Source organism: Micromonospora sp. NPDC049662 (assembly GCF_040675055.1).
Lineage (GTDB): Bacteria > Actinomycetota > Actinomycetes > Mycobacteriales > Micromonosporaceae > Micromonospora.
Window position 1 is genome coordinate 1 of record NZ_JBFAOC010000046.1, and the last position, 20,676, is coordinate 20,676.

At 72.0% G+C, this 20,676-nt stretch carries 16 protein-coding genes; 9 read left to right on the forward strand and 7 right to left on the reverse strand.

The genetic code is table 11. From position 1 onward, the window contains the following. Nucleotides 1-127: 127 nt before the first annotated feature. Nucleotides 128-1,306, reverse strand: coding sequence for a glutathione-independent formaldehyde dehydrogenase (locus AB0J36_RS26215; RefSeq protein WP_357120326.1), 1,179 nt, complete (start codon nucleotides 1,304-1,306; stop codon nucleotides 128-130). 157 nt (nucleotides 1,307-1,463) lie between these two features. On the opposite strand from AB0J36_RS26215, the gene AB0J36_RS26220 reads away from it, so the two are divergent. After that, a complete protein-coding gene (locus tag AB0J36_RS26220; RefSeq protein WP_363661212.1) occupies nucleotides 1,464-3,143 on the forward strand; it encodes an ATP-binding cassette domain-containing protein in 1,680 nt (559 codons plus the stop codon). Continuing rightward, complete coding sequence (locus AB0J36_RS26225; RefSeq protein WP_363661213.1) at nucleotides 3,133-4,581, forward strand: aminotransferase class V-fold PLP-dependent enzyme; 1,449 nt, start codon at nucleotides 3,133-3,135, stop codon at nucleotides 4,579-4,581. The genes AB0J36_RS26220 and AB0J36_RS26225 overlap by 11 nt, the downstream gene beginning before the upstream one ends. 14 nt (nucleotides 4,582-4,595) lie before the next feature. On the opposite strand, the gene AB0J36_RS26230 is transcribed toward AB0J36_RS26225, so the two are convergent. Next, nucleotides 4,596-4,994 (reverse strand): hypothetical protein, encoded by a 399-nt coding sequence (locus tag AB0J36_RS26230; protein ID WP_355050417.1) that lies wholly within the window; start codon nucleotides 4,992-4,994, stop codon nucleotides 4,596-4,598. Between the two features lie 291 nt (nucleotides 4,995-5,285). On the opposite strand from AB0J36_RS26230, the gene AB0J36_RS26235 reads away from it, so the two are divergent. The 4 genes from AB0J36_RS26235 to AB0J36_RS26250 all read left to right on the forward strand — a co-directional run bounded on the left by AB0J36_RS26235 (nucleotide 5,286) and on the right by AB0J36_RS26250 (nucleotide 9,385). Then, nucleotides 5,286-6,542, forward strand: a complete 1,257-nt coding sequence (locus tag AB0J36_RS26235) for a family 16 glycosylhydrolase (protein ID WP_363661214.1) — start codon at nucleotides 5,286-5,288, stop codon at nucleotides 6,540-6,542. A gap of 153 nt (nucleotides 6,543-6,695) precedes the next feature. Next, complete coding sequence (locus AB0J36_RS26240; protein WP_357120341.1) at nucleotides 6,696-7,718, forward strand: DUF4331 family protein; 1,023 nt, start codon at nucleotides 6,696-6,698, stop codon at nucleotides 7,716-7,718. A gap of 121 nt (nucleotides 7,719-7,839) precedes the next feature. Next, nucleotides 7,840-8,385 (forward strand): hypothetical protein, encoded by a 546-nt coding sequence (locus AB0J36_RS26245; RefSeq protein ID WP_357120344.1) that lies wholly within the window; start codon nucleotides 7,840-7,842, stop codon nucleotides 8,383-8,385. Nucleotides 8,386-8,401: 16 nt separating this feature from the next. Beyond that, nucleotides 8,402-9,385 (forward strand): hypothetical protein, encoded by a 984-nt coding sequence (locus tag AB0J36_RS26250; RefSeq protein WP_357120347.1) that lies wholly within the window; start codon nucleotides 8,402-8,404, stop codon nucleotides 9,383-9,385. A 345-nt stretch (nucleotides 9,386-9,730) separates the two neighbouring features. Here the strand turns inward: AB0J36_RS26250 and AB0J36_RS26255 are convergent, their stop codons facing one another. The 3 genes from AB0J36_RS26255 to AB0J36_RS26265 form a co-directional block, all read right to left on the reverse strand. Further along, the gene (locus AB0J36_RS26255) at nucleotides 9,731-12,691 is read right to left on the reverse strand and encodes a fibronectin type III domain-containing protein (RefSeq protein ID WP_363661215.1); all 2,961 of its coding nucleotides are present in this window, start codon (nucleotides 12,689-12,691) and stop codon (nucleotides 9,731-9,733) included. 200 nt (nucleotides 12,692-12,891) lie between these two features. Next, nucleotides 12,892-13,122 (reverse strand): DUF2188 domain-containing protein, encoded by a 231-nt coding sequence (locus AB0J36_RS26260; protein WP_355050424.1) that lies wholly within the window; start codon nucleotides 13,120-13,122, stop codon nucleotides 12,892-12,894. A gap of 73 nt (nucleotides 13,123-13,195) precedes the next feature. After that, nucleotides 13,196-13,855 (reverse strand): M23 family metallopeptidase, encoded by a 660-nt coding sequence (locus AB0J36_RS26265; protein ID WP_357120805.1) that lies wholly within the window; start codon nucleotides 13,853-13,855, stop codon nucleotides 13,196-13,198. Nucleotides 13,856-13,938: 83 nt separating this feature from the next. Between AB0J36_RS26265 and AB0J36_RS26270 the strand changes: the two genes are divergently transcribed. From AB0J36_RS26270 to AB0J36_RS26280, 3 genes are read left to right on the forward strand one after another with little or no spacing between them, the layout of a single operon-like run. Then, nucleotides 13,939-16,353 carry a PEP/pyruvate-binding domain-containing protein gene (locus AB0J36_RS26270; protein WP_363661216.1) on the forward strand — a complete coding sequence of 805 codons (2,415 nt, stop codon included), beginning with the start codon at nucleotides 13,939-13,941 and terminating at the stop codon, nucleotides 16,351-16,353. Nucleotides 16,354-16,379: 26 nt separating this feature from the next. After that, complete coding sequence (locus AB0J36_RS26275; protein ID WP_357120359.1) at nucleotides 16,380-17,072, forward strand: hypothetical protein; 693 nt, start codon at nucleotides 16,380-16,382, stop codon at nucleotides 17,070-17,072. Between the two features lie 13 nt (nucleotides 17,073-17,085). Beyond that, nucleotides 17,086-17,673 (forward strand): TetR family transcriptional regulator, encoded by a 588-nt coding sequence (locus AB0J36_RS26280; RefSeq protein WP_357120362.1) that lies wholly within the window; start codon nucleotides 17,086-17,088, stop codon nucleotides 17,671-17,673. Nucleotides 17,674-17,710: 37 nt separating this feature from the next. Here the strand turns inward: AB0J36_RS26280 and AB0J36_RS26285 are convergent, their stop codons facing one another. After that, the gene (locus AB0J36_RS26285; RefSeq protein WP_363661217.1) at nucleotides 17,711-19,027 is read right to left on the reverse strand and encodes a hypothetical protein; all 1,317 of its coding nucleotides are present in this window, start codon (nucleotides 19,025-19,027) and stop codon (nucleotides 17,711-17,713) included. A gap of 13 nt (nucleotides 19,028-19,040) precedes the next feature. After that, on the reverse strand, nucleotides 19,041-20,567 hold the full coding sequence (locus AB0J36_RS26290; protein WP_357120368.1) for an alkaline phosphatase D family protein: 1,527 nt from the start codon (nucleotides 20,565-20,567) through the stop codon (nucleotides 19,041-19,043). Between the last annotated feature and the right edge of the window lie 109 nt (nucleotides 20,568-20,676).

Here is a 20,676-nt window from a genome sequence, read left to right on the forward strand (position 1 = left end):
CGGCGGGGCGAGGCGGGGCGGGCGGGGCGGGGCGGGGGCGGGGCGGGGGCGGGGCGGGGGCGGGGGCGGGGGCGGGGCGGGGGCGGGGGCGGGGGCGGGGCGGGGGCGGGCGGTGGAGGTCGACCGGTCAGCTGGGGTGCAGCACCGCCTTGATCACCGCGTCCTCGCGGCGGTCGAAGCTGCGGTACAGCCCCGGCGCGTCGTCGAGAACGCCGTGGTGGGTAACGATCACACCGGGCCGGGCCCGGCCGGCGACGACCATGTCCCGCAGCAGCACCGTGTAGCGACGATCGTGCGTGCGTCCGAACCGCACGGCGACGCCCTTGGTGAACAGCGTCCCCCAGGGCGCGACGAGATCCTCGCGGGCGCTCGCGCCCGGCCGCGGGTGTAGGTCCTTCTCGGGGTAGACGCCCGCCACGGCGATCGAACCCGCGGGATTGACCAGCCGGGCGGCGTCGGCGATCACCTGGTCCGGGCGCTCCTGGTCGGGGTGCTCCCGGTCGCGCGCCTGGAAACCGACCGCGTCGATGACCCGGTCGATCCCGCCCAACTTCTCCTCGCCCAGCGGCAGACCGGCCCGCGCGCGGTCGGCGCGGATCTGCTCCACCGGGTCACCGAGGCGGAAGTCGACCGGAACCGCGCCGAGCTCACCGGCCTTGTCGAGCCGGGCGTCCACCCCGTCGACGCAGTAGACGACCCGGGCGCCCCGCAGCAGCGCCGAGTACGCGCCGAGCAGACCGATGGTGCCGGCGCCGAACACGGCCACGGTGTCGCCGGCCTGCACCTCGGCGAGGGTCGCCGCGGCGTGCCACCCGGTCACGAACGCGTCGGCGAGCAGCACGAAGTCGTCCTCGTACGCGTCGCCCGGCTCTCCCGGCACGGGCACGCAGTTCGCGTCGGCCCACGGCACCCGCAGCAGGTCGGCCTGGGCGCCCCGGTACGGACCCATCCCGGCGTAGCCGTAGGCGGCGCCCGGCCCCTCGGCCCGTGCCCGCAGGCAGGCCGCCGAGAGCCCGCGCGAGCACATCACGCAGGTGCCGCAGAACAGGTGCGTGGGGATCACCACCCGGGTGCCGGGTCGCACGGTCTGCACCGCCGAGCCGACCTCCTGCACCACACCCAGCGGCTCGTGGCCGAACACCAACCCCGGTTCGGCGCCGGTGCGCCCGTCGTACATGTGCAGGTCCGTGCCGCACAGGGCGGTGGACGTGATCCGCACGAGCGCGTCCGTCGACGCCTCGATCCTCGCGTCGGGCACCTCCCGTACCGCGACGTCCCGAACGTCTACGTAGACGACGGCTCTCATACCGGCTCCCCCTCAGATGGTGGAGCGTCGGTCTTCCCCCGGTTGGCCGATTCATGCCGGGGCGATCGACGGGCAGGACGGTCCGCCGCGCGACGTAGCATCGGCGAAGCACGATGTCAGGGGCACCACCTCGCCGACCGGATCGGGCACCTTCGACATGACGACCGAACAGACCACGTCCCCACCGCGCACCGGCGTCGGCATCGTGGCCCGTGACCTGGGGGCGACCGTCCGAGGTGGACGTCGCGTCCTCGACGACATCTCGCTGACCGTCGCGCCGGGCGAGCTGGTCGCGATCATCGGGGTCAGCGGCGCGGGCAAGACCACCCTGCTGGAGACGCTGGCCGGGGTCCGCCGACCGGCGGCCGGCACCGTGGGGTACGACGATGACGGTGTCCCGGGCTCGGTCGGCTTCGTCCCGCAGGACGACATCATCCACCGCGAGCTACCGCTGGCCCGCACCCTGCGGTACGCGGCCCAGCTGCGCCTGCCACCGGGGACCGGCCCCGCCGAGGTGTCGCGCCGGGTGGCCGAGGTGCTCGCCGAGCTGCGGCTCACCGAGCGGGCCGACGTGCCGGTGGGTCGCCTCAGCGGCGGTGAACGCAAGCGCGCCAGCATCGCCGTCGAGCTGCTGACCCGACCCGGCGTGTTCTTCCTCGACGAGCCCACCTCCGGGTTGGATCCGGCGATCGCCGTGGACCTCCTGCGGGCGCTGCGGACGCTCGCCGACGCCGGTGCGACCGTCGTGCTCACCACCCACCAGGTCACTGACGTGGACCGTTGCGACCGGGTGGTCGTGCTGACCCGCGAGGGGCGGTTGGCGTACGCCGGCACGCCCGACGCCGCCCGGGAGTTCTTCGGCCTGCGGTCCCTCGCGGAGGTCCACCTGCTGCTCGATGAGGAGTCCGACCAGACCGTCTGGCCCGAGCGCTTCGCCGCGTCGCGCGCCGTTGGACCGACCGCCACCACGGGCGACCCAGGCGGCAGGGGTCCGGGACGGCCGGTCGGCCGGCTGCGCCAGTGGTGGGTCCTCGCGGCGCGCAACGCGGAGATCGTCGCCCGCAACCGACTGACGCTGGCGATCCTGCTCGGCTCACCACTGATGGTGCTGGGGATGTTCGCGCTGCTGTTCCGCCCCGGCGCGTTCGACCCGGCGAGCCCGAGCCCGACCGTCACCGTGATGATCCTCTTTTGGATCGCGTTCGGCGGCTTCTTCTTCGGCCTGACCTACGGTCTGCTCCAGATCTGCACGGAGCTGCCGATCCTGCGCCGGGAGCGCCTGGCGGGTGTCCGGCTGCTGCCGTACCTGATGGCGAAGGTCGCGGTGTTGCTGCCGCTGCTCGCCCTGGTGGACCTGGCCCTGCTCGGGGTGCTGCGCGGCATGGACCGACTGCCGCCGGTCGGCGGCGGCGACTTCGCGGCCCTGTACGCGACCCTGCTGCTCTCCTCGGCGGCCGCGCTCGCGCTCGGCCTGCTCTGCTCCGCGGCCGTCTCGGACGCGGCCCAGGCGACCCTCATGCTGCCGATGCTGTGCTTCCCGCAGGTGCTGTTCGTCGGGGCGATCCTGCCGGTGCCGGCCATGGCGGACGGCGGCCGGTGGCTCAGCTACGCGATGTCGAACCGCTGGGCGTTCGAGGGGTTGGGGCACACCGCCGGGGTGGAACGGCTGTGGCGCGACGGCGGCTCACCGCTCGGCCCGCCGCTGTCGCAGACGTACGGCGACACCTTCGCGCGAGCGGTCTGGGTCGACTGGCTGGTACTCGGCGGGTTTGTGCTGCTCTCGCTCGCGGCGACCTGGGCGGTGCTGGTACGGCGGGAGGCCCGCCGTGCGGCCTGAGCGCGCCCCTGCCCTCTCGCCGACAGACCTGCCCGGGTACGCCGACACCGCGCGGATCGACGAGTTACGCGCCACCGAGTACCCGCACCTCGACCGGCACGGCCAGGTCTACCTCGACTACGCCGGGGCCGGGGTGACCGCACGGGCCCAGGTGCGGGCGCACCACGACCGGCTGCTAACGGGGCCGTACGGCAACCCGCACTCGGAGAGCCCGACCAGCGCGGCGGCCGGCTCGCTGGTGGAGTCGGCCCGGCGGGCGGTGCTCGACTTCTTCTCCGCCGACCCCGCCGAGTACGCGGTGGTCTTCACCCCCAACGCCAGCGGCGCCTGCCGTCTGGTCGGCGAGGCGTACCCCTTCGGACCGACCGCACCCTTCGCGCTGACCTGGGACAACCACAACTCGGTCAACGGCATCCGCGAGTACGCCCGGGCGGCCGGCGCGGCGGTGCGGTACGTGCCGTTGAGCGGCCCGGAGCTGCGGGTCGCCGAGGCAGACCTGGTCTCGGTGCTCGACGCCGGCAGCGGGGTTCGGTCCGGCCGTCGGGGGCTGTTCGGGTACCCGGCGCAGAGCAACTTCTCCGGCGTGCAGCATCCCCTTGGCTGGGTCGAGCTGGCCCACCGGCACGGCTACGACGTGCTGCTGGACGCCGCCGCGTTCACCGCCACGAACCGGTTGGACCTGCGCGCCGTCCGACCCGACTTCGTCTGCCTGAGCTGGTACAAGCTGTTCGGTTATCCGACCGGCGTCGGCGCGCTGCTGGCGCGTCGTGACGCGCTGGCCCGGCTGCGCCGTCCGTGGTTCGCCGGGGGCACCATCAGGGCGGTCAGCGTGCAGGGTGACTGGCACCGCTCGATGGACGACGAGTCGGCGTTCGAGGACGGCACGCTCAACTTCCTGAGCATTCCGGACGTGGAGTTCGGGCTGCGGTGGCTCGACTCGATCGGCGTGGATCTCGTGCACAGCCGGGTCGGCCTGCTCACCGCCTGGTTGCTGGACCGTCTGACCGCGCTGCGGCACCGCACCGGCCAACCGCTGGTGCGGGTGTACGGGCCGGCCACCGGCGAGGGCCGGGGCGCGACCGTGACGTTCAACGTGCTGCGGCCGGACGGCACGCCGGTCGACGAGCGACTTGTCGCCCGGGAGGCCGCCGCGGCGGGCTTCTCCCTGCGGACCGGATGCTTCTGCAATCCGGGTGCGGGCGAGGGGGCGTTCGGGATCACCCGGCAGACGCTGCGGCGACGCCTGCTCGCCCAGATCGGTACGATCGACGAGTACCTGGACGCGCTGGCGCTACCGACCGGCGGCGCGGTCCGGGTGTCGTTCGGGCTGGCGTCCACCGCGGCCGACGCCGAACGCTTCGTCGCCTTCGTGGAGTCGTCCTACCTGGACCGGGACGGTGAGGTCGGGCCGCCGTTGCCGCCCCGGCTCCGGTGCTGACGTGCCCTCCGGGGCTAGCCGACCTGGGCCACCGGCGCCGGGCGGTGCGTGATCTCCTCCATGAACGCGAACCGGGCGGTCAGCTCGGCGAGGGTCGCCCCCTCCCGCCAGGCCGAGGCAACCTGGGCGACCTGGACCAGGTCCATGCAGTCGCCGCGGGCCAGCACCTCGCCCGCGGAGCGGACGTCGATCATGAAGTACCGGGCCTGCGAGCCCAGCCCGACACAGACCACGCCCTGGTCGGAGTGCAGCTCGGCGCAGGTGAACCGGGCCCGCCCCTGCTCGGGTGCGGTCACCCGGCCGATGTCGAGCCGGTGGCGGTCGGCGGTCTCGATGAGCGCGGGGGCCAGGCCACCCCGCTCGACCAGATCCGGGTAGAGGCGCACACCCAGCGCCGTCGACGCGTCGCTCATGACTGACTCCCACTTCCTTGTGACAGAGACCAGCAGCACGCAGGTTACGGGGAGGTTTCCTGCGGACCTCGTCATCCTGTCCCGCGTGGACGCTCCACGGCAATAGGAAGTGTCGATTCGACCGCTATCGAGGGGTGCGATCGGGCGGTAACGGACCGTCGCGGCATTGGAAACACTCTTGACAGAAAGGTCACCATATCGACATGCTTCGCTTGGAGAGCGCTCTCCAAGATTCTCTGCCGCGCCGTCTCCGACGCGCCGCCTCCCCTTCACCTCGCTGAGGAGCCTCCCGTGTTCACAGCCCGCCCCACCTCCCGCAGCCGCCCCCTCGTCCTCGCGGCGGTCGCCCTCGTCACCACCCTCGCCACCCTCACCCTCCCGGGCCAGTCCGACCGCGCCGAGGCCGCCATCGGCGGACTCACCTGGCAGGACGAGTTCAACGCCCCGGCCGGTACGCCCGTCGACGCGAACAAGTGGCGCTTCGACATCGGCGGCGGGGGCTGGGGCAACAACGAGCGGCAGTACTACACCAACAGCACCAGCAACGCCGTACACGACGGTCAGGGCAACCTCGTCATCACCGCCCGCCGGGAGAACCCCGCCAACTACCAGTGCCACTACGGCCGTTGTGAGTACACCTCGGCCCGGCTGCTGACGGCGGCGACCTTCACCCAGACGTACGGCCGCTTCGAAGCCCGCATCAAGATCCCGCGCGGCCAGGGCATCTGGCCGGCGTTCTGGATGCTCGGCACCGGCGGCGGGTGGCCCGACGCCGGCGAGATCGACGTCATGGAGAACATCGGCCGGGAGCCCAACACCGTCTACGGCACCGTGCACGGCCCCGGCTACTCGGGCAGTGGCGGCATCACCGGCAGCCGCACGATCGGCGGCCCGCTCGCCGACGGTTTCCACGACTACCGGGTGGACTGGGAGCCGGGCGCGATCACCTGGTACCTGGACGGGGTGCAGTACCACCGGGTCGACCCGGCCCGCCTCGGCGGCAACCGGTGGGTGTTCGACCACCCGTTCTTCATGATCCTGAACGTGGCGGTCGGGGGAAACTGGCCCGGCTACCCGGACGGCTCCACCCAGTTCCCGCAGCAGATGCTCGTCGACTACGTCCGGGTGTCGAGCTACACCTCCGACGGCGGCAACCCGCCGTCCGGCACCACGCGGCTCCGGGGAGCGCAGAGCGGGCGCTGCATCGACATCCCGAGCGCCAACCCCGTCGAGGGCGCCAAGCTGCAGATCTGGGACTGCAACACAACCGCGGCGCAGGCGTGGACCTTCGCCTCCGACGGGACCGTCCGGGCGATGGGCAAGTGCATGGACCCGGCCTGGGCCGGCACGGCCAACGGCACCGAGGTCAACCTGGTCAGCTGCAACGGCAACCCGGCTCAGCGCTTCACGCTCAACAGCGCGGGCGACCTGGTCAATCTCAGCGCCAACAAGTGCGTCGACGTACGGGAGGCCAACCCCAACAACGGCGGCAAGCTGCACCTGTGGGACTGCCTCGGCGCGTCCAACCAGAAGTGGTCCCGCTTCTGAGCAGACCGGCATGAGCGAACGGGCCGTCCGAGCGCAGCCTCGGACGGCCCGTTCGCGTGCGCGACAGTGCCCCGAACCCGATTCGGTCGGGCGACCACCCAGCGACCGCTATGTTCGGTTTAGTCCGTATATAGCCATCACGGGAGTGAGCCCATGTCGCACCACCTCGACACCCCCCTCGCGGCCCAGGGAGGTCAGCTCTACATCGACGACCTCTACGTCTTCGACGGCGACCACGCCACGGTGTTCGTCATGGACGTCAACAGCTCGGTGACCAGGGCCGACATCAAGCGTGGCTTCCACGCCGAGGCCCGCTACGAGTTCAAGATTCACTTCAACGGGGCGGACACCGAGGAGCTGACCTACCGGTTCGCGTTCGGCGAGCCGGACGGCAACGCCACGCAGACCCTCCAACTGTACGAACTCACCGGCGCCGACGCCCGGGACGACGCCGCCATGGGCACTCCGATCGCCGAGGGCCGGACCGGCGAGGTGACGACCGGGCAGCGTGTCCGGGTCTGGGCGGGCCGGATCACCGACCCGTTCTACATCGATCTCGGCGAACTCGCCACCATCAACGGCGCGGTCAAGAACGGGGCGAAGGTGGACCGCTCGACGTGGCGGGCCGATCAGGCGACGAACAGCTTCGCCGGCACCACGGTCGAGTCGATCGTCCTGGAGGTCTCCCACGACGAGCCGCTGCTGCGCGAGGGCACCGAGATCGGCGTCTGGTGCCGGACCCTGCTCGCCACCGACGCGGGCGGATGGCGGCAGATCAACCGCGCCGGCCACCCCATGATGTGGCCCGTGTTCTGGCCGCACGACACCGACTTCTCGGATCCGGCGAACTTCCGGCACCCCAAGCAGGACCTGCCCGAGGACGGAGAGGAGATCGCCAAGGCGGTCGCCGGGGTCGTCGCGGCGAACGGCACCGCGCCGGACCCCCAGGCGTACGGCTGGAGCGTCGCCCGCGCGCTCTACCCCGACGTGCTGTCGTACACGGTGGGCACGGCCGCGAACTACGGCTTCGCGGTCCGCAACGGTCGCACCATGGCCGACAACGCGCCCGAGGTGATGTTCTCCCTGGTCCTGAACACCGGCACCACCTCCGGACTCACCCCCGACGTCACGAAGGCCGCCCGCGCCGACGCGTTCCCGTACGTGGTGCCGGCCTGACCGCCGCACGGGCCTGGCGGCGACCCAGCCGGATGACGGTGGTGTCGTTTGACCGTTTTGGGAGACTCTGCGTGGTTAATCTCTGAATCACATCCGTTGGGCGATTCAGATAGGAGATTTGATGCGCAGGAAACTTCTCGCGGGCGTGGCCGGCCTCGCCGCCGCCCTCGCTCTCGCCGGGCCGGCAGCCGCCGACACGACGGGCGACACCATCGTGACCCTGACCGTCGATGCCGCCGGTGGTCTCTCGATCACCGTACCGGCGACGGCGAACATCGGGCACGGCGTCGAGGGCTCGTCCGTCACCGGCCTGCTCGGCCCGGTCACCGTGCTCGACCAGCGCGGCTCGCTCACCCCGAACTGGACCGCCAACGTCATCTCCACCGACTTCACCACCGGCGGCGGCAGCTCCGGGGAGACGATCCCGAACATCAACGTCCTGTACTGGTCCGGTCCCGCCACGGCGACCGCCGGTGGGGGCACCTTCACTCCGGGGCAGCCCACCTCGGCCCAGCAGGTGATCATCAACGTGCCCCGCACCGCGATGAGCCACACCGGCGGTACGGGCAACAACTTCGCCACCTGGAACCCGACGCTGGTGGTGGACATTCCGGTCGGCACCGTCCAGGGTGTCTACACCGGGACGGTGACACATTCGGTGTTCTGAACCGCTCGGCCGGCTGGTGTTGCTGGCCTCGGTCGCCCTCGTGGCGCTCGGGGTGTCGGCGGCACCAGCCGTTGCCGCGCGGGAGCAGCGACAGGAACCCGCCGACGATGCCGCGATCAGCATCCGCATGCTGGACATTCCCGCGAGTCGGGTGCAGGACCCCCGCGCGCAGGTCTACATCGTGGACCACCTGAAGCCGGGCACGACGATCCACCGTCGGGTCGAGGTGCAGAACACCTCGGACGAGACGCAGAAGATCGACTTTTACTCCGGGGCGGCGTCGGTGGAGAAGAACGCCTTCGCCGTGCCCGAGGGGCGTACGGGCAACGAGCTCAGCGGATGGATCCGGCTCAAGACCGCCAGGCTGGAGTTGGACCCGGGCGAGCGGCGACCGGTCGAGGTCGAGATCGCCGTCCCGAGCAAGGCGTCCAAGGGTGAGCGGTACGCCGCGATCTGGGCACAGGTCACCAGCTCGAAGGAGCGCGGCGGCAACGTCACGCAGATCCACCGGGTCGGCATCCGGGTCTACCTGGACGTCGGCCCCGGCGGTGAGCCACCGACGGACTTCCGCATCGACGGACTGACCGCGGAGCCCGGAACCGGCGAGTTTCCCGTGGTGTCCGCCAAAATCACGAACACCGGCCAGCGCGCCCTGGACATGACCGGCACGCTGTCGCTGCGCAAGGCGGCGGTGCAGGCCGGACCGTTCAAGGTGACGAACGGCGTGACGATCCTGCCCGGCCAGAGCGGCCAGGTCCGCGTCGAGGTCAACCAGTCGTTGCCCGCGGGCACCTGGGAGGTGCACGCGACATTCGCCAGCGGCACCGTCGAGCGCACCGCGACGGGCACGATCGTCCTGCCCGTCGCCGCGCCGATGGCGGTCACGACGGCCACCGGGCCAGGCTGGCTGGTCTACGCCGTCGGCGGGCTCGCCGCGCTGGTCCTGGTCAGCCTCGGTGGCTGGCACCTCGTCCGCCGGCAACGGACCCGGCTGGCCTGACCGCCAACGCTCGACGTCGCCCGGCCGTTCCCGTACTGGAACGGCCGGGCGACGTCCTCTCGGAGCAGCCTCAGACCGGCCACCGGCCGGCACGCGGCAGGTCACCGGCCGGCACGCGGCAGGCCACCGGCCGGCACGCGGCAGGTCACGGCCGACGATCTCACGCCGCTATCTGACGAGGCGTCACCCGGAGGCACGTGTGGCGCGTCGTGCCGACCCGCGCGTGTCCCAGCGCTTCTCGGCGAACGCGTCGGACAGGTCGGTCACCCGACCCGGCATGGTGTCGTGAGAACGTCTCGTCGGCGCCGTCGACCGCCGCGTCCCCAACCTCTCTGGACAGAACACCTAGATGACCGAGTGCGTCACGACCGCCACATAGTCTCCGACCACCAGCCCGTTCGAAAGCCGCACCACAAGCGTCGGATTCCAGGTGGCGGAGTTCGCGCCGCCGGTCTGGCCGGACCAGCCGGCGGCCGTGCGCGGCGTGTCCAGTACGGCGCCGGGCTGCGGGAGGAACGTCCCGTCACCGGTGGTGGCGAGGGCTGGCCCGGAGGCGTACGTGATGTTGCTGTTCGGAATGGTCTCGTCCGACGTGCCGGAACCGGTGGTGAAGTTCGTGGTCGAGACGACGCTGACCCACCGTCCGGAGAAGGGGCCACGGTCGTCGGTGACGGTGACCGGGCCGAGTTGACCCGAGACACCTGTCGCATCCGAGGTGACGGTGCCGAGTGGGGAGATCGTCGGGACGCTGATGGAGAGCCCGCCGAGCGGACTGATGACCAGTTGCGCAGCCCTCGTGTCGGACTGGTTGAACGAGTCGGTCACCCGCACGGTGAACGGGAACGTGCCGGACGCCGTCGGTGTGCCGGCGAGCAGGCCGGTGGCCGGGTCGAGGCTCAGGCCGGGGGGCAGGCTTCCGGAGCTGACCGACCAGACGAAGGGACTCGTGCCGCCGGTCACCGTGAGCTGGTACTGGTACGGCACGTACGCCTTGCCCGGCGGCGGCGCGAAGTTCAGGGTCGGCGGCGGGTTGACCGCCACCGGCGCGGAGGGGGCCGACTGGGGGCCGGTACCGGCCGCGTTGATCGCGGCCACCCGGAAGGTGTAGGTGGCGCCGCCGGTCAGTCCGGTGACGACCTGGATCGTGGCGGTCCCGCTGAAGGTCTGGGGGGCCTGCGCCACTCCGTTGAGGTAGGGCGTCACCGTGTAACCGGTGATGGGCGAACTGCCGTTGGCCGGGGTCGTCCAGCTCAGCCTGGCGGCGGTCGTCCCCCCGGTGACCGAGGTGATCGCCGGTGCGCCCGGCAGGGTGTACGGCACCACCGCCGCCGACACCGGGCTGGCCGCGCTGGTGCCGTACGCGTTCACCGCGGCGACCCGGAAGGCGTACGAGGAGCCGGCGGTCAGCCCGGTCAGTGTGCGGCTTGTGGTGGAGGCGTCGAAGGAGAGGGTCGGTTGCGTGACGCCGTCCCGGATCGGGGTGACGAGGTACGCCGTGATCGGGCTGCCGTTGCTCGCCGGCGCGGTCCAGCTCACGGTGGCGCTGGTGACACCCGCGACGGCGGTCGGCGTGGCCGGCGTGGCGGGCGCCGAGGCGTAGACGTAGTTCGCCGACCCGGCGGCGCCTCGGGTGACGACGCTGACCGTGACCGTCGCCGCGCTGGAGCGGGCGGGCATCGAGGAGATGCCGAGGGTGCCGTCGGGGTTGACGGTGAAGCAGCCGGCCGCCGGGCCGGAGGTGCAGGGCAGCAGCAGCACCGACGTGCCGGCCTGCTGTTCGGCGGGCGTACCGATGGTGATCGCGGTCGCACCGGTGAGGTTGCTGCCGCCGACGGTGACGGCGATGCCCCCGGCGATCGAGCTCTGCGCGGGGGTGACGGTCACACCGCTCGGTGCGGTGGCTGGCGCGACGCCGGTGGCGATGCCGGAGTAGCCCGGGTTCGCGTCGACCGACGACGAGGTCGCCACCGTGGCGGTCTGGATCAGTGCCGGTGTCACCCCGGTTCCGGTCACGGTGGCGACGACGGTGATGGGCGGCAGGAAGGTGCCGCCGGGGAACGGGCCGTTGCTGTTGGTGCAGGTGATGGTCTGTCCTGAGGGTGGGCCGCAGACCCAGCCGGTGCCGACCGCGCCGCGCGGCGTGACGCCGGTCGGCACGGTCTGGGTGACCGAGATGGGCGACGTCTCCGTGGCGCCGGCGTCGACCCCCGCGATGATCGAGTAGGTGACCGGGTCACCGGGTTGCGGGGTGGGGCCGACCGCGCTGGTCTGCGCGACGTTGAGGTCCGGCACCTGGTTGAAGCTGACCGCCCGAGCCTCGTCGACCTCGTGGAAGTCGGTGACCGATCCGGTCGAGCCTACCCAGCCGAAGGCGAGTTGCCGGGGGTAGCCGTCGGCGTTCAGCCAGGTCGGCGACGGGTACAGGGTCGGCGAAACGACCGGCAGCGCGCCCTGAAGGGTCTGCGCGGAACCGCCGACCGGGGTGAAGCGGATCCGGTACTGACCGGCGGGAGTGGTGATCCCGCTGTCGGTCATGTACGGCGAGCCGGTGGTGTTGATGACGACCTCGACCGGCACCACGGACGCGGCCCGGGTGCTGGCCCGCAACGCCAGGGCGGGGGCCGAGGTGCTGCCGGCGCTGCTGTTGATCGCGCAGTAGCCGACGCCGTTGCGGCCCGGACCACGGACGACGACCTGCCCGGGTACGCGCCCCCCGGTGGTGTTGATGTACGGCGGGTTCGTGCAGCCGGTGCCCTGGTAGGTGCTGCTGCTGAAGTTGCCGAAGACGTCCAGCCCGATGCCCAGGTAGCCGTTGGACAGACCCGCCGACACGCCGTTGAACGCCGCCGAGTAGCCCAGCGAACCGCCCGTCTGACCGAGGGTCGCCGGGGACCTCGGGTTGGCGGGGTCGACAGCGGCCAGCGCGAAGGCGAGGCCGTCCGCGCCCGGGTTGGAGCCGCCGTACTGGTAGGTGTTGAAGGTGAGGTGCAGACCCTGCGAGGTGGGAACGCTGACCGCGCCGAACACCCCGCCCTGGCGGTTGATCGTGGCGGGGGTGAGGCGCAGCTTGCCCGCGCCCTGCGGGTCGGTGGAGGTGGTGCAGCTCAGTAGCGGGCCGGTGGTCGTGTTGCCGGCCGCGCTGAGGCAGGCGGCATTGGTCCCACCGGCGGTGGGCACGCCCGGCACCGTCACCGGGCCGATGCCGTTCGCGGTGTTGTTGTGAAAGGGCTGGTCGAACAGGACGGACCCGACGGCCGACGCCGGTAGCGGTGTGAGCGTCAGCGCCCCCGCGGTCACGGCGGCCACGAGAGCCAGGGTGCCCATCGGACGACACAGTCCTGGAAACGCCACGTCCATCCTCCGCTGGTCACTCCAATCCCAAAAGGGACTCTATACCCCAAAAGCCCCCAATACTCTGGGTACGCGGAAGCCGGCGAAGCCCATCCGGAAGCGGACCGGCCCCACTCGGTCACACCGAGGGGGCCGGTCCGCAGGCGGTGGGGTGATCAGCCCGCGATGTCGCGGGGGTCGCGGCTGCGCGGGTAGGTGTTCTTCTCCCCGATCGTGCCGTCCTGCTTCTTGATCACGTGCTCGACGCCCCGGTCGGCGGCCATCTCGCGGCCCTGTTCCTGCGCGTCGGCCTTGGTGTCATGCGTGCTGCTGGCCCGGTCGTTGCCCTCCGGGCGGTTCTTCCACTGGCCGTTCTCCTGGTACGTGTCGACATCGCCCTTGGTCATCGCCAGCTCCTTCCCTGCGTCTGCGCGGTCGTCCTCTTCAGTGCCCTGAGCGGGGGCGGGCAAACCGCCGTCCTCAGGAGACGGCCGGACAGTTGTTGCTCACCCGGCGGAGAATCTGCTCCTCCTCGTCGGTCGTGATGCCCGACGGCGTGCCGTCGAAGTGGGTCTCCACCTTGTCCCAACCTCGGCGCTGCTCGTAGTGCAGGTGCGGAGCGCCCGAGTTGCCGGTGCTGCCGAGTCGACCGATCTGCTCGCCCTGGGTGACCTTCTGACCGACCGTGACCAGCGGCGGTTCGAGGAGGTGCAGGTACTGCGTCTCCCAGGTGCCGCCGTGGTCGATCTTCACCCAGTAGCCACCGCCACGTCCGCGCGGCCCTTCCGGGTTCTCCGGCGTACGCCCACCCAGCGAGCCGTTGATGCCGGCCACCGTGACGGTGCCGCCGTAGGAGGCGAGGACGGGACGCCCCCACGACTCGCCCTCGATGGGGAAGAAGTCGACGTCGTAGTCGTCGTGGCCGGGGTAGGTGCTGAGCTGCCAGGTCTCCCCGCAGGTGACGGGCATCTGGAAGAGCGGGCGGGGACCGGCCGGTCGCAGCATCGGCACGACGACCACGGCGACGCCGGCGACGGCCGCCGCCGCGACGAGCGCGAGCAGGATGACGAGGGTTCGCCGACGGGGACGGCGATGGGCGCGGACTCTGGTGGGGCGGCCGGTCGTCACCGGCCCGAGCATGGCAGACGTCGGCCATCCTCGACCAGCGGCGATGCGTTGCAGTTGCATCGTCAAAGCGCTACGGTGGATGCAATGCAGTCGTATTGCAGCTGGGGGTCGGCGTGTACGTGCTCGCGTTGTCCGAGGTGACCGCCGAGATGAGTGACCTGGTCGGCGGGAAGGCAGCCGGGCTGGGCGCGCTGATCCGGCACGGCGAACGCGTACCCGAGGGGTTCTGCGTCACCACCGAGGCCCACCGACACGGCGTCGTACCGGTGGCGGAGATCATCGCGGCGTACGAGCGGCTCGGGGCCGGCCCGGTCGCCGTACGCTCCAGCGCCACCGCCGAGGATCTGCCGGACGCCAGCTTCGCCGGGCAGCAGGACACCGTCCTGGGCGTCACCGGCGCGGCGGAACTCGTCGCCGCGGTCGAGAAGTGCTGGGACTCCCTGCACAGTGACCGCGCGACCGCGTACCGCGAGGCCCACGAGATCGACCAGCATGAGCTGGCGATGGCCGTCGTCGTGCAACGCATGGTCACGCCCACGGTGGCGGGGGTGCTCTACACCGCCAACCCGCTGACCGGTCGGCGTGACGAGATGGTGGTCGACGCCGCGCCGGGACTCGGCACCACCGTCGTGGACGGCGGCACGGCCGTGGACCACTACGTCCTCGACGGCGTCGCGCGGGACGACACCGGGTGCCTGACGTCCGCGCAGTTGGAGAGGCTGCGGGCGGCCGGCGAGCGGCTGGCCGGGCACTTCGGCTGCCCGCAGGACGTGGAGTGGGCGATCGACGCGGACGACGTGCTGTGGTTGCTGCAGTCACGCCCGATCACCAGCCTGTTTCCCCTGCCGCCGGCCACCGGCAAGCCCCTCCCCCGCGTCTTCCTGGAGTTCGGCCACGTCCAGGGCATGCTGCGACCGGTCACCCCGATGGGCATGGCGACCCTGCGGGCGCAGATCACCGCGACGCTCGCGGCGCTCGGCGTCCGGGTGGAGATCGTCGACATCGGCGGCCGCCTCTACGGCGACCTGACCGACCTGGCCCGGAGCAGGTCGTCCCGGCGACGACTGGTCAAGCTCATGGCGGTCGACTTCGGCCCCCGGGCGCAGGCCGTGATGCGGCACGTCCTGGCCGATCCGCGATTCGCCCCGACCAGCGGCGGGCGCGGCACGGCACAGCGGGCGGCGTCACTACGGACCGCCGGCCGGGCGGCGGTGGGAATCGGGCGTGCCCTGGCCCGCCCGGACACGGCACGCATTCGGCTGTTCGAGGCGATCGATCAGCTCCGAGCCCGCTCGGTGGCCCCCGACGACCTGCGGACCACCGCCGAGCGGCTGCGCTTCGTCGAGGCGCGCGACGACACCGACCACAGCGACGCCATCATGTGGCCGATCGTCGCCGGCATGCTCGCCACGGCGCTGCCGTCCCCGCTGCTCAAGGGCATCGCCGGTCCGGACGAGATCCACGCCGTGCTCGGCGGGATGCCACACAACGTCACCATCGAGATGGACCTGGCGCTGTGGCGACTCGCCCAGGGCGTGGGTGAGCACCGGCGACTGCTGCTCGACACACCACCGGACGAGTTGGCCGCCCGTCACCTGCGCGGAGCGCTGCCCGACATCGGCATGGCCGACTTCCTGGACGCGTACGGGCACCGCGGTGCGGCCGAGGTCGACCTCGGGGTGCCGCGCTGGGCCGAGGACCCCACACCGGTCTTCGCCGCGCTCGCCAACTATCTCCGGGTCACCGACCCGGAGCAGGGCCCCGACCAGCGCTTCCGCCGTGCCGCCGCGACGGCCGAGACGGCGCTGAGAGACCTCGTCGCGCGGGCCCGCCGACAGCGGCCGGTACGCGGCCGGATCGCCGGTTTCCTGCTGGGTCGCGCCCGCTCGCTGGCGGGCCTGCGCGAGGCCGGCAAGTTCGCCGGGCTGTACCCACTGCGGGAGACCCGCCGACAGTTGCTGTTGATCGGAGCCGACCTGACCGACGCCGGGCTGCTGGACCAGCGCGACGACATCATGTTCCTGACCCTCGACGAGGTGCGTGTCGCCGTACACCAGGGTGTCGACCAGCGCGACGTCGTCGCGTCCCGGCGGTCCGCGCACCGCCGCGAGCTGCGTCGCCGGTCGGTGCCGGTGGCCCTGCTGTCCGACGGCACCGACGTCGAGACCGTCCTGGCACGGGTACCCGGCGGTGACGGGACGCTCGTCGGCGTGGGAGCGTCCGCGGGTCGGGTCACCGGCCCGGCCCGCGTCGTGCACGACCCGGCCACCGCCCACGTCGAGCCCGGCGACGTCCTGGTCACCGCGACCACGGACCCCGGCTGGACCCCGCTGTTCCTCACCGCCGCCGCCCTGGTCAGCGAGACGGGCGCGATCATGGCGCACGGCCCCACGGTGGCGCGGGAGTACGGCATCCCCGCCGTCATCTGCGTGCCCGACGCCACCCGAACGATCACCACGGGTCAACTCGTCACCGTCGACGGTGGCGCGGGCGCCGTGACCGTCCACTGACCACCCACCTGACCCCGAGGACGACGATGACCGAGACGAGGACGCCGAGCAGGGCGGCCGTCGGGCCGCTGCTGCGCCGGGCGGTCGTGACCGAGGCGGCGATGTGGCGCAGCCTCTACCTGTGGGCGCGTCGCCGTCCCCTGCCGCTCGGGCCGGGCGACGAGCCGTTCGGCTACCTCGGCGTGGTCAAGCCGATCCTCGGGATCTTCATCGCCCTGTCGGCCGTCGAGATCCCGATCTTCGACCTGATCGTCAGCCACGTGGTCCCCTGGCGGCCGGCCCGCTGGATCGTGCTCGGCCTCGGCATCTGGGGTCTGCTCTGGATGGTCGGTCTCTGGGCGAGCATGACCATCCACCCACACATCGTCGCCGACACCGGGCTGCGGGTACGCAACAGCTCCGGCATCGACATCTGGATCCCGTGGTCGGACGTCGCCGCGCTGCGCAAACGGCACCGCTCCCTGCCGTCGAGCAGGTCCATCCAGGTCGAGCGGGAGGGTGCGCGCCAGATTTTGCACATCTCGGTCGGCAGCCAGACGAGCATCGACGTCGTGCTGCGCCGGCCGACGACCTTCGACCTGCCCCGAGGCCGGTCCGCGCCGGTGGACGAGCTGCGACTGTACGCCGACGACCCCGACGGCCTGCTGCGCAGCGCCCGGGGCACGCCCGCGCCGGAGACTGACCGCCGCGCGACGGCGGCTCCCGGCCACCCGCTGTGAAACGATCGAGGCCATGCCCAAGAAGGTCGATCACCAGCAGCGCCGCACCCTCATCGCGGACGCGTTGATGCGGGTCGCCGCGGATCAGGGCCTGGAAGCCGTCAGCCTCCGTCACGTCGCCACCGAGGCGGGCGTGTCCGCCGGAATGGTCCAGCACTACTTCCGCACCAAGGACGAGATGATGGCGTTCGCGTTGAGCGTGGTCCGCGAACGCAGCCAGATCCGGGTCACCGAGGCGGTGGCGCGACTCGGCGAGGCCCCCGCGCCCCGGCTGCTGCTGCGTACGATCATCGCCGCGCTCCTGCCGCTCGACGCGCACACCCGCGACGACGGTCGGGTGGCGCTCGCGTTCCTCGCCTACACGGCGGTGCGCCCGACGGCCGCGACCGGTCTGCGCGAGGGCACCGCGCAGCTCACCGCCTTCGTCGCCAGCGTCCTGCCCACCAACGACGTGGCCGCCGCGGCCGGCCTGCTGGCGCTGATGGAAGGGCTCGGCGTCTACCTGCTCGGTGGGCAGTACACCGCCGAGCAGGCCCTCGCCGCCCTGGACGCCCAGCTGGACCTGCTCTTCGGCGGAACCCGCACGACCGACGGGCCGTGACCCGACGTCGAGTCACGGCCCGTCCCTCGCACTCCGCTCAGCCCACCCGAGCGGCAGCCCGCGCCTTGCGCTGGCGCAACTCCTCCGCGGTCATCAGCCAGGTCGAGTTCGTCGCCCCGAGACCGAGGAGCACCTGGTCGAAGCCGTTGCCGTCGTTGTCGTCGGTGTAGCAGAGGCTCACCTCGCCCCACGGGGACGCGGCGATGGCCAGGTCTTCCTGGCGGCCGGTCGTGGTCTGGCTCAACGCCTGCGCCGCCAGCCGACCCGTGCTGCTGCCGTCCGGGTTGAGGCCACGCGCCCAGACGTCCGGGTTGGCGCCGGACACCGTCCAGCCCACCACGACGTTGTCCTCGTCGTCGACGCCGACGCCGGGGGCGACGGCCCCGGACCCGGTGGACACCTGGACCTCGTCGTGGCGGGCCGCGCCGGCCGCGGTGAACGAACGGGCCCAGACGCCCGTCGTGCCGGTGTGGTCCGACTCCCAACCGACGGCGAAGTCACCGGAGTAGGTCGACGCGACCGATGCCCGCCGCTGCTGGCCGCCGCTCTGCGCGTTGGCCGTACGCCGGGACAGCACCACCGCGCCGTTCGCGCGCGCCAACCGGGTCAGACCGATGTTGTACGACCCGTTCGCGTCGGCGTCCTCGTCCCAGACCACCAGCGCCTCGCCGGAGGCGGACACCGCCACGTCGGGGCGGTGGTGGCTGCCGGTCGTCTGCGAGGCCGTCACCTCGTACCCCTTGCTGGTGGGGCCGGTGAAGCCGGCGGCCTTGACGGTGGCCGGCGCGGTTCCCTGCACGTCCTCCCAGACGACGGCGAAGCCGACAGCCGCGCTGGTGGGCGCGCCGTCCGGGTCGACGGCCACCTTCGGCCAGATCTGCTGGCCGGCGTCGCTGGCGTTGGCCTGCCCGGAACCGAGGATCGCGCCGGCCGGCGACACCACCCGGTACTGGATGTTGTAGACGCCGTTGCCGTCACCGTCGGCGGCCCAGACGACCACGGCGTTGCCCCGGTCGTCGAGCCCCACGTCGGGGCTGATGTGTCGCCAGGCGGCCCCGCTGGTGCCGCCGGTCGAGAGCTTCAGCTCGTAGCCGGGCGTGCCGTCGCGGAACAGGCGCAGGTAGATCTCGCTGTGGGTGTCGTCCTCGGGCGCGGTGCTGTCCCGGTCGTCCTCCCAGGCCACCGCGACCTGCCCGGCGCGGTTCATGGCGATGGCGGGCAGGTCCTGGTCGCCGGTCGCCACGCTGTTGGCGGTGGTCCAGGTGATCGCGTCGGCGGTCATGGCCTTCGGAGCGGGCGCCACGGCGGTCGGCAGCAGCAGGGACGCGGCGAGCAGTGTCGTGAGTGCGGTCATCAGGGTGCTCCTTCTACCCGGCCTGCAGGCCGGGCTGGCCGTCGAGGATGACGAACGAGCGCACCGTCGACGCGGCCGCGCCGTGCTCGGTCACCGTGTTCACCGCGCGGAAGTCCGCGCGGACCTGGCTGCGGCTGATCGTCGTACGGACGTAGCCGCGCCGGTCGGAGTAGAACTTCAGGTGCGGGTTGGTCGCCGCGTTCGGGATGGTGGTGCTGCCGGTCCCGTTGCCCGTCGAGGTGATCGAGGTGCAGACCAGCTCGGTGCCGATGGTGGCCGACGACGGGTTGGCGTAGTCGGCCTTCAGCTCGTTGGCCCAGGACTTGTGCACGTCGCCGGTGAGGACGAGCGGGTTGCGCACGCCGCGCTGCTGCCAGCCGCTCTGGATGCGGCTGCGCGAGGCCCGGTAGCCGTCCCAGGCGTCCATGTTCGCCGCCCCGCTCGCCTCGAACTGACGGGCGAAGAACACCTGCTGGCCGAGGATGTCCCAGGTGCCGTAGTGCTGGGCCAGCCCGTCGAGCAGCCACGCCTCCTGGGTCGCGCCGGTCAGCGACCGGGAGGTTAGGTCGGCGTCCGCGCAGACCTTCCAGCCGTCGCCGCACGCCTGGTCGTCGCGGAACTGCCGGGTGTCGAGCATGTGGAAGGTGGCGAGCTGCCCCCACCGCACGCGGCGGTAGAGTCCGATGCTGTTGCCACTCGGCGCGGAGGCCGGTCGCAGCGGCATGTTCTCGTAGTAGGCGCGGTACGCGGCGGTACGCCGGGCGGTCCACTGGGCGGCGGTCAGCGTCGGGCTGCTGTCGGCCCGGACCATGTTCGCGTAGTTGTTCTCCACCTCGTGGTCGTCCGGCACCACCAGCCAGGGCGCCGCCGCGTGCGCCGCCTGCAGGTCCGGGTCGGACTTGTAGAGGGCGTACCGGCGGCGGTAGTCGGCCAGCGACACGATCTCCGCGCCCACGTGCTGGCGCACCGCCGAGGTGTTGACGCCGCCCTCGTAGATGTAGTCGCCCAGGTGCAGGATCAGCCCCGGGTTCTCCTCGGCCATCCGCCGGTACGCCGTGTAGTAGCCGGCCTCGTAGTGCGCGCAGGAGGCGAACGCCATGACCAGGTCGCGGCCGAACGTGCCCGCCGCCGGTGCGGTCCGGGTACGCCCCACCGGGGAGATCTGCCCCTGGGCCCGGAATCGGTAGTAGTAGTCGGAGTCGGCCGCCAGGCCGCCCGCGACGACGTGCACCGAGTGGGCGTCGGCGTACCGGGCGACCACCGAGCCGGACGCGACCAGCGACGAGAAGCGGTCCGTGGTGGACACCTGCCACTCGACCGTCACGTCAGCGTCGGCCATGCCGCCCTGCCCGTCCGCGTTGAGCGGTGACGGCGCCAGTCGGGTCCACAGGACCACGCTGTCGGCGGCCGGATCACCCGACGCCACACCGAGTTTGAAGGGGTACGGCGCCGCGGCGCGAGCAGTCTGCCCGGGGGTTACCGCGGCGCCGGCGGCGGCGAGTCCACCGAGGACGAAGATGCGACGACTGAGCCTTGTCATGGTCAATACCTTCGAGGCCGTCGATGAACAGCGAAGGCTGTGGCGCGGAAGCCGACATGACGGGACGTTGGCCGCGTCAAGGCCGTCAGGTGTCGTGCCCCGCGACCGG

Coding starts and splice junctions, on each gene's coding strand:
- AB0J36_RS26215 (WP_357120326.1), bottom strand. CDS start 1,306: ATGAGAGCCGTCGTCTACGTAGACGTTCGGGACGTCGCGGTACGGGAG.
- AB0J36_RS26220 (WP_363661212.1), top strand. CDS start 1,464: ATGACGACCGAACAGACCACGTCCCCACCGCGCACCGGCGTCGGCATC.
- AB0J36_RS26230 (WP_355050417.1), bottom strand. CDS start 4,994: ATGAGCGACGCGTCGACGGCGCTGGGTGTGCGCCTCTACCCGGATCTG.
- AB0J36_RS26240 (WP_357120341.1), top strand. CDS start 6,696: ATGTCGCACCACCTCGACACCCCCCTCGCGGCCCAGGGAGGTCAGCTC.
- AB0J36_RS26245 (WP_357120344.1), top strand. CDS start 7,840: ATGCGCAGGAAACTTCTCGCGGGCGTGGCCGGCCTCGCCGCCGCCCTC.
- AB0J36_RS26260 (WP_355050424.1), bottom strand. CDS start 13,122: ATGACCAAGGGCGATGTCGACACGTACCAGGAGAACGGCCAGTGGAAG.
- AB0J36_RS26265 (WP_357120805.1), bottom strand. CDS start 13,855: ATGCTCGGGCCGGTGACGACCGGCCGCCCCACCAGAGTCCGCGCCCAT.
- AB0J36_RS26275 (WP_357120359.1), top strand. CDS start 16,380: ATGACCGAGACGAGGACGCCGAGCAGGGCGGCCGTCGGGCCGCTGCTG.
- AB0J36_RS26280 (WP_357120362.1), top strand. CDS start 17,086: ATGCCCAAGAAGGTCGATCACCAGCAGCGCCGCACCCTCATCGCGGAC.
- AB0J36_RS26285 (WP_363661217.1), bottom strand. CDS start 19,027: ATGACCGCACTCACGACACTGCTCGCCGCGTCCCTGCTGCTGCCGACC.
- AB0J36_RS26290 (WP_357120368.1), bottom strand. CDS start 20,567: ATGACAAGGCTCAGTCGTCGCATCTTCGTCCTCGGTGGACTCGCCGCC.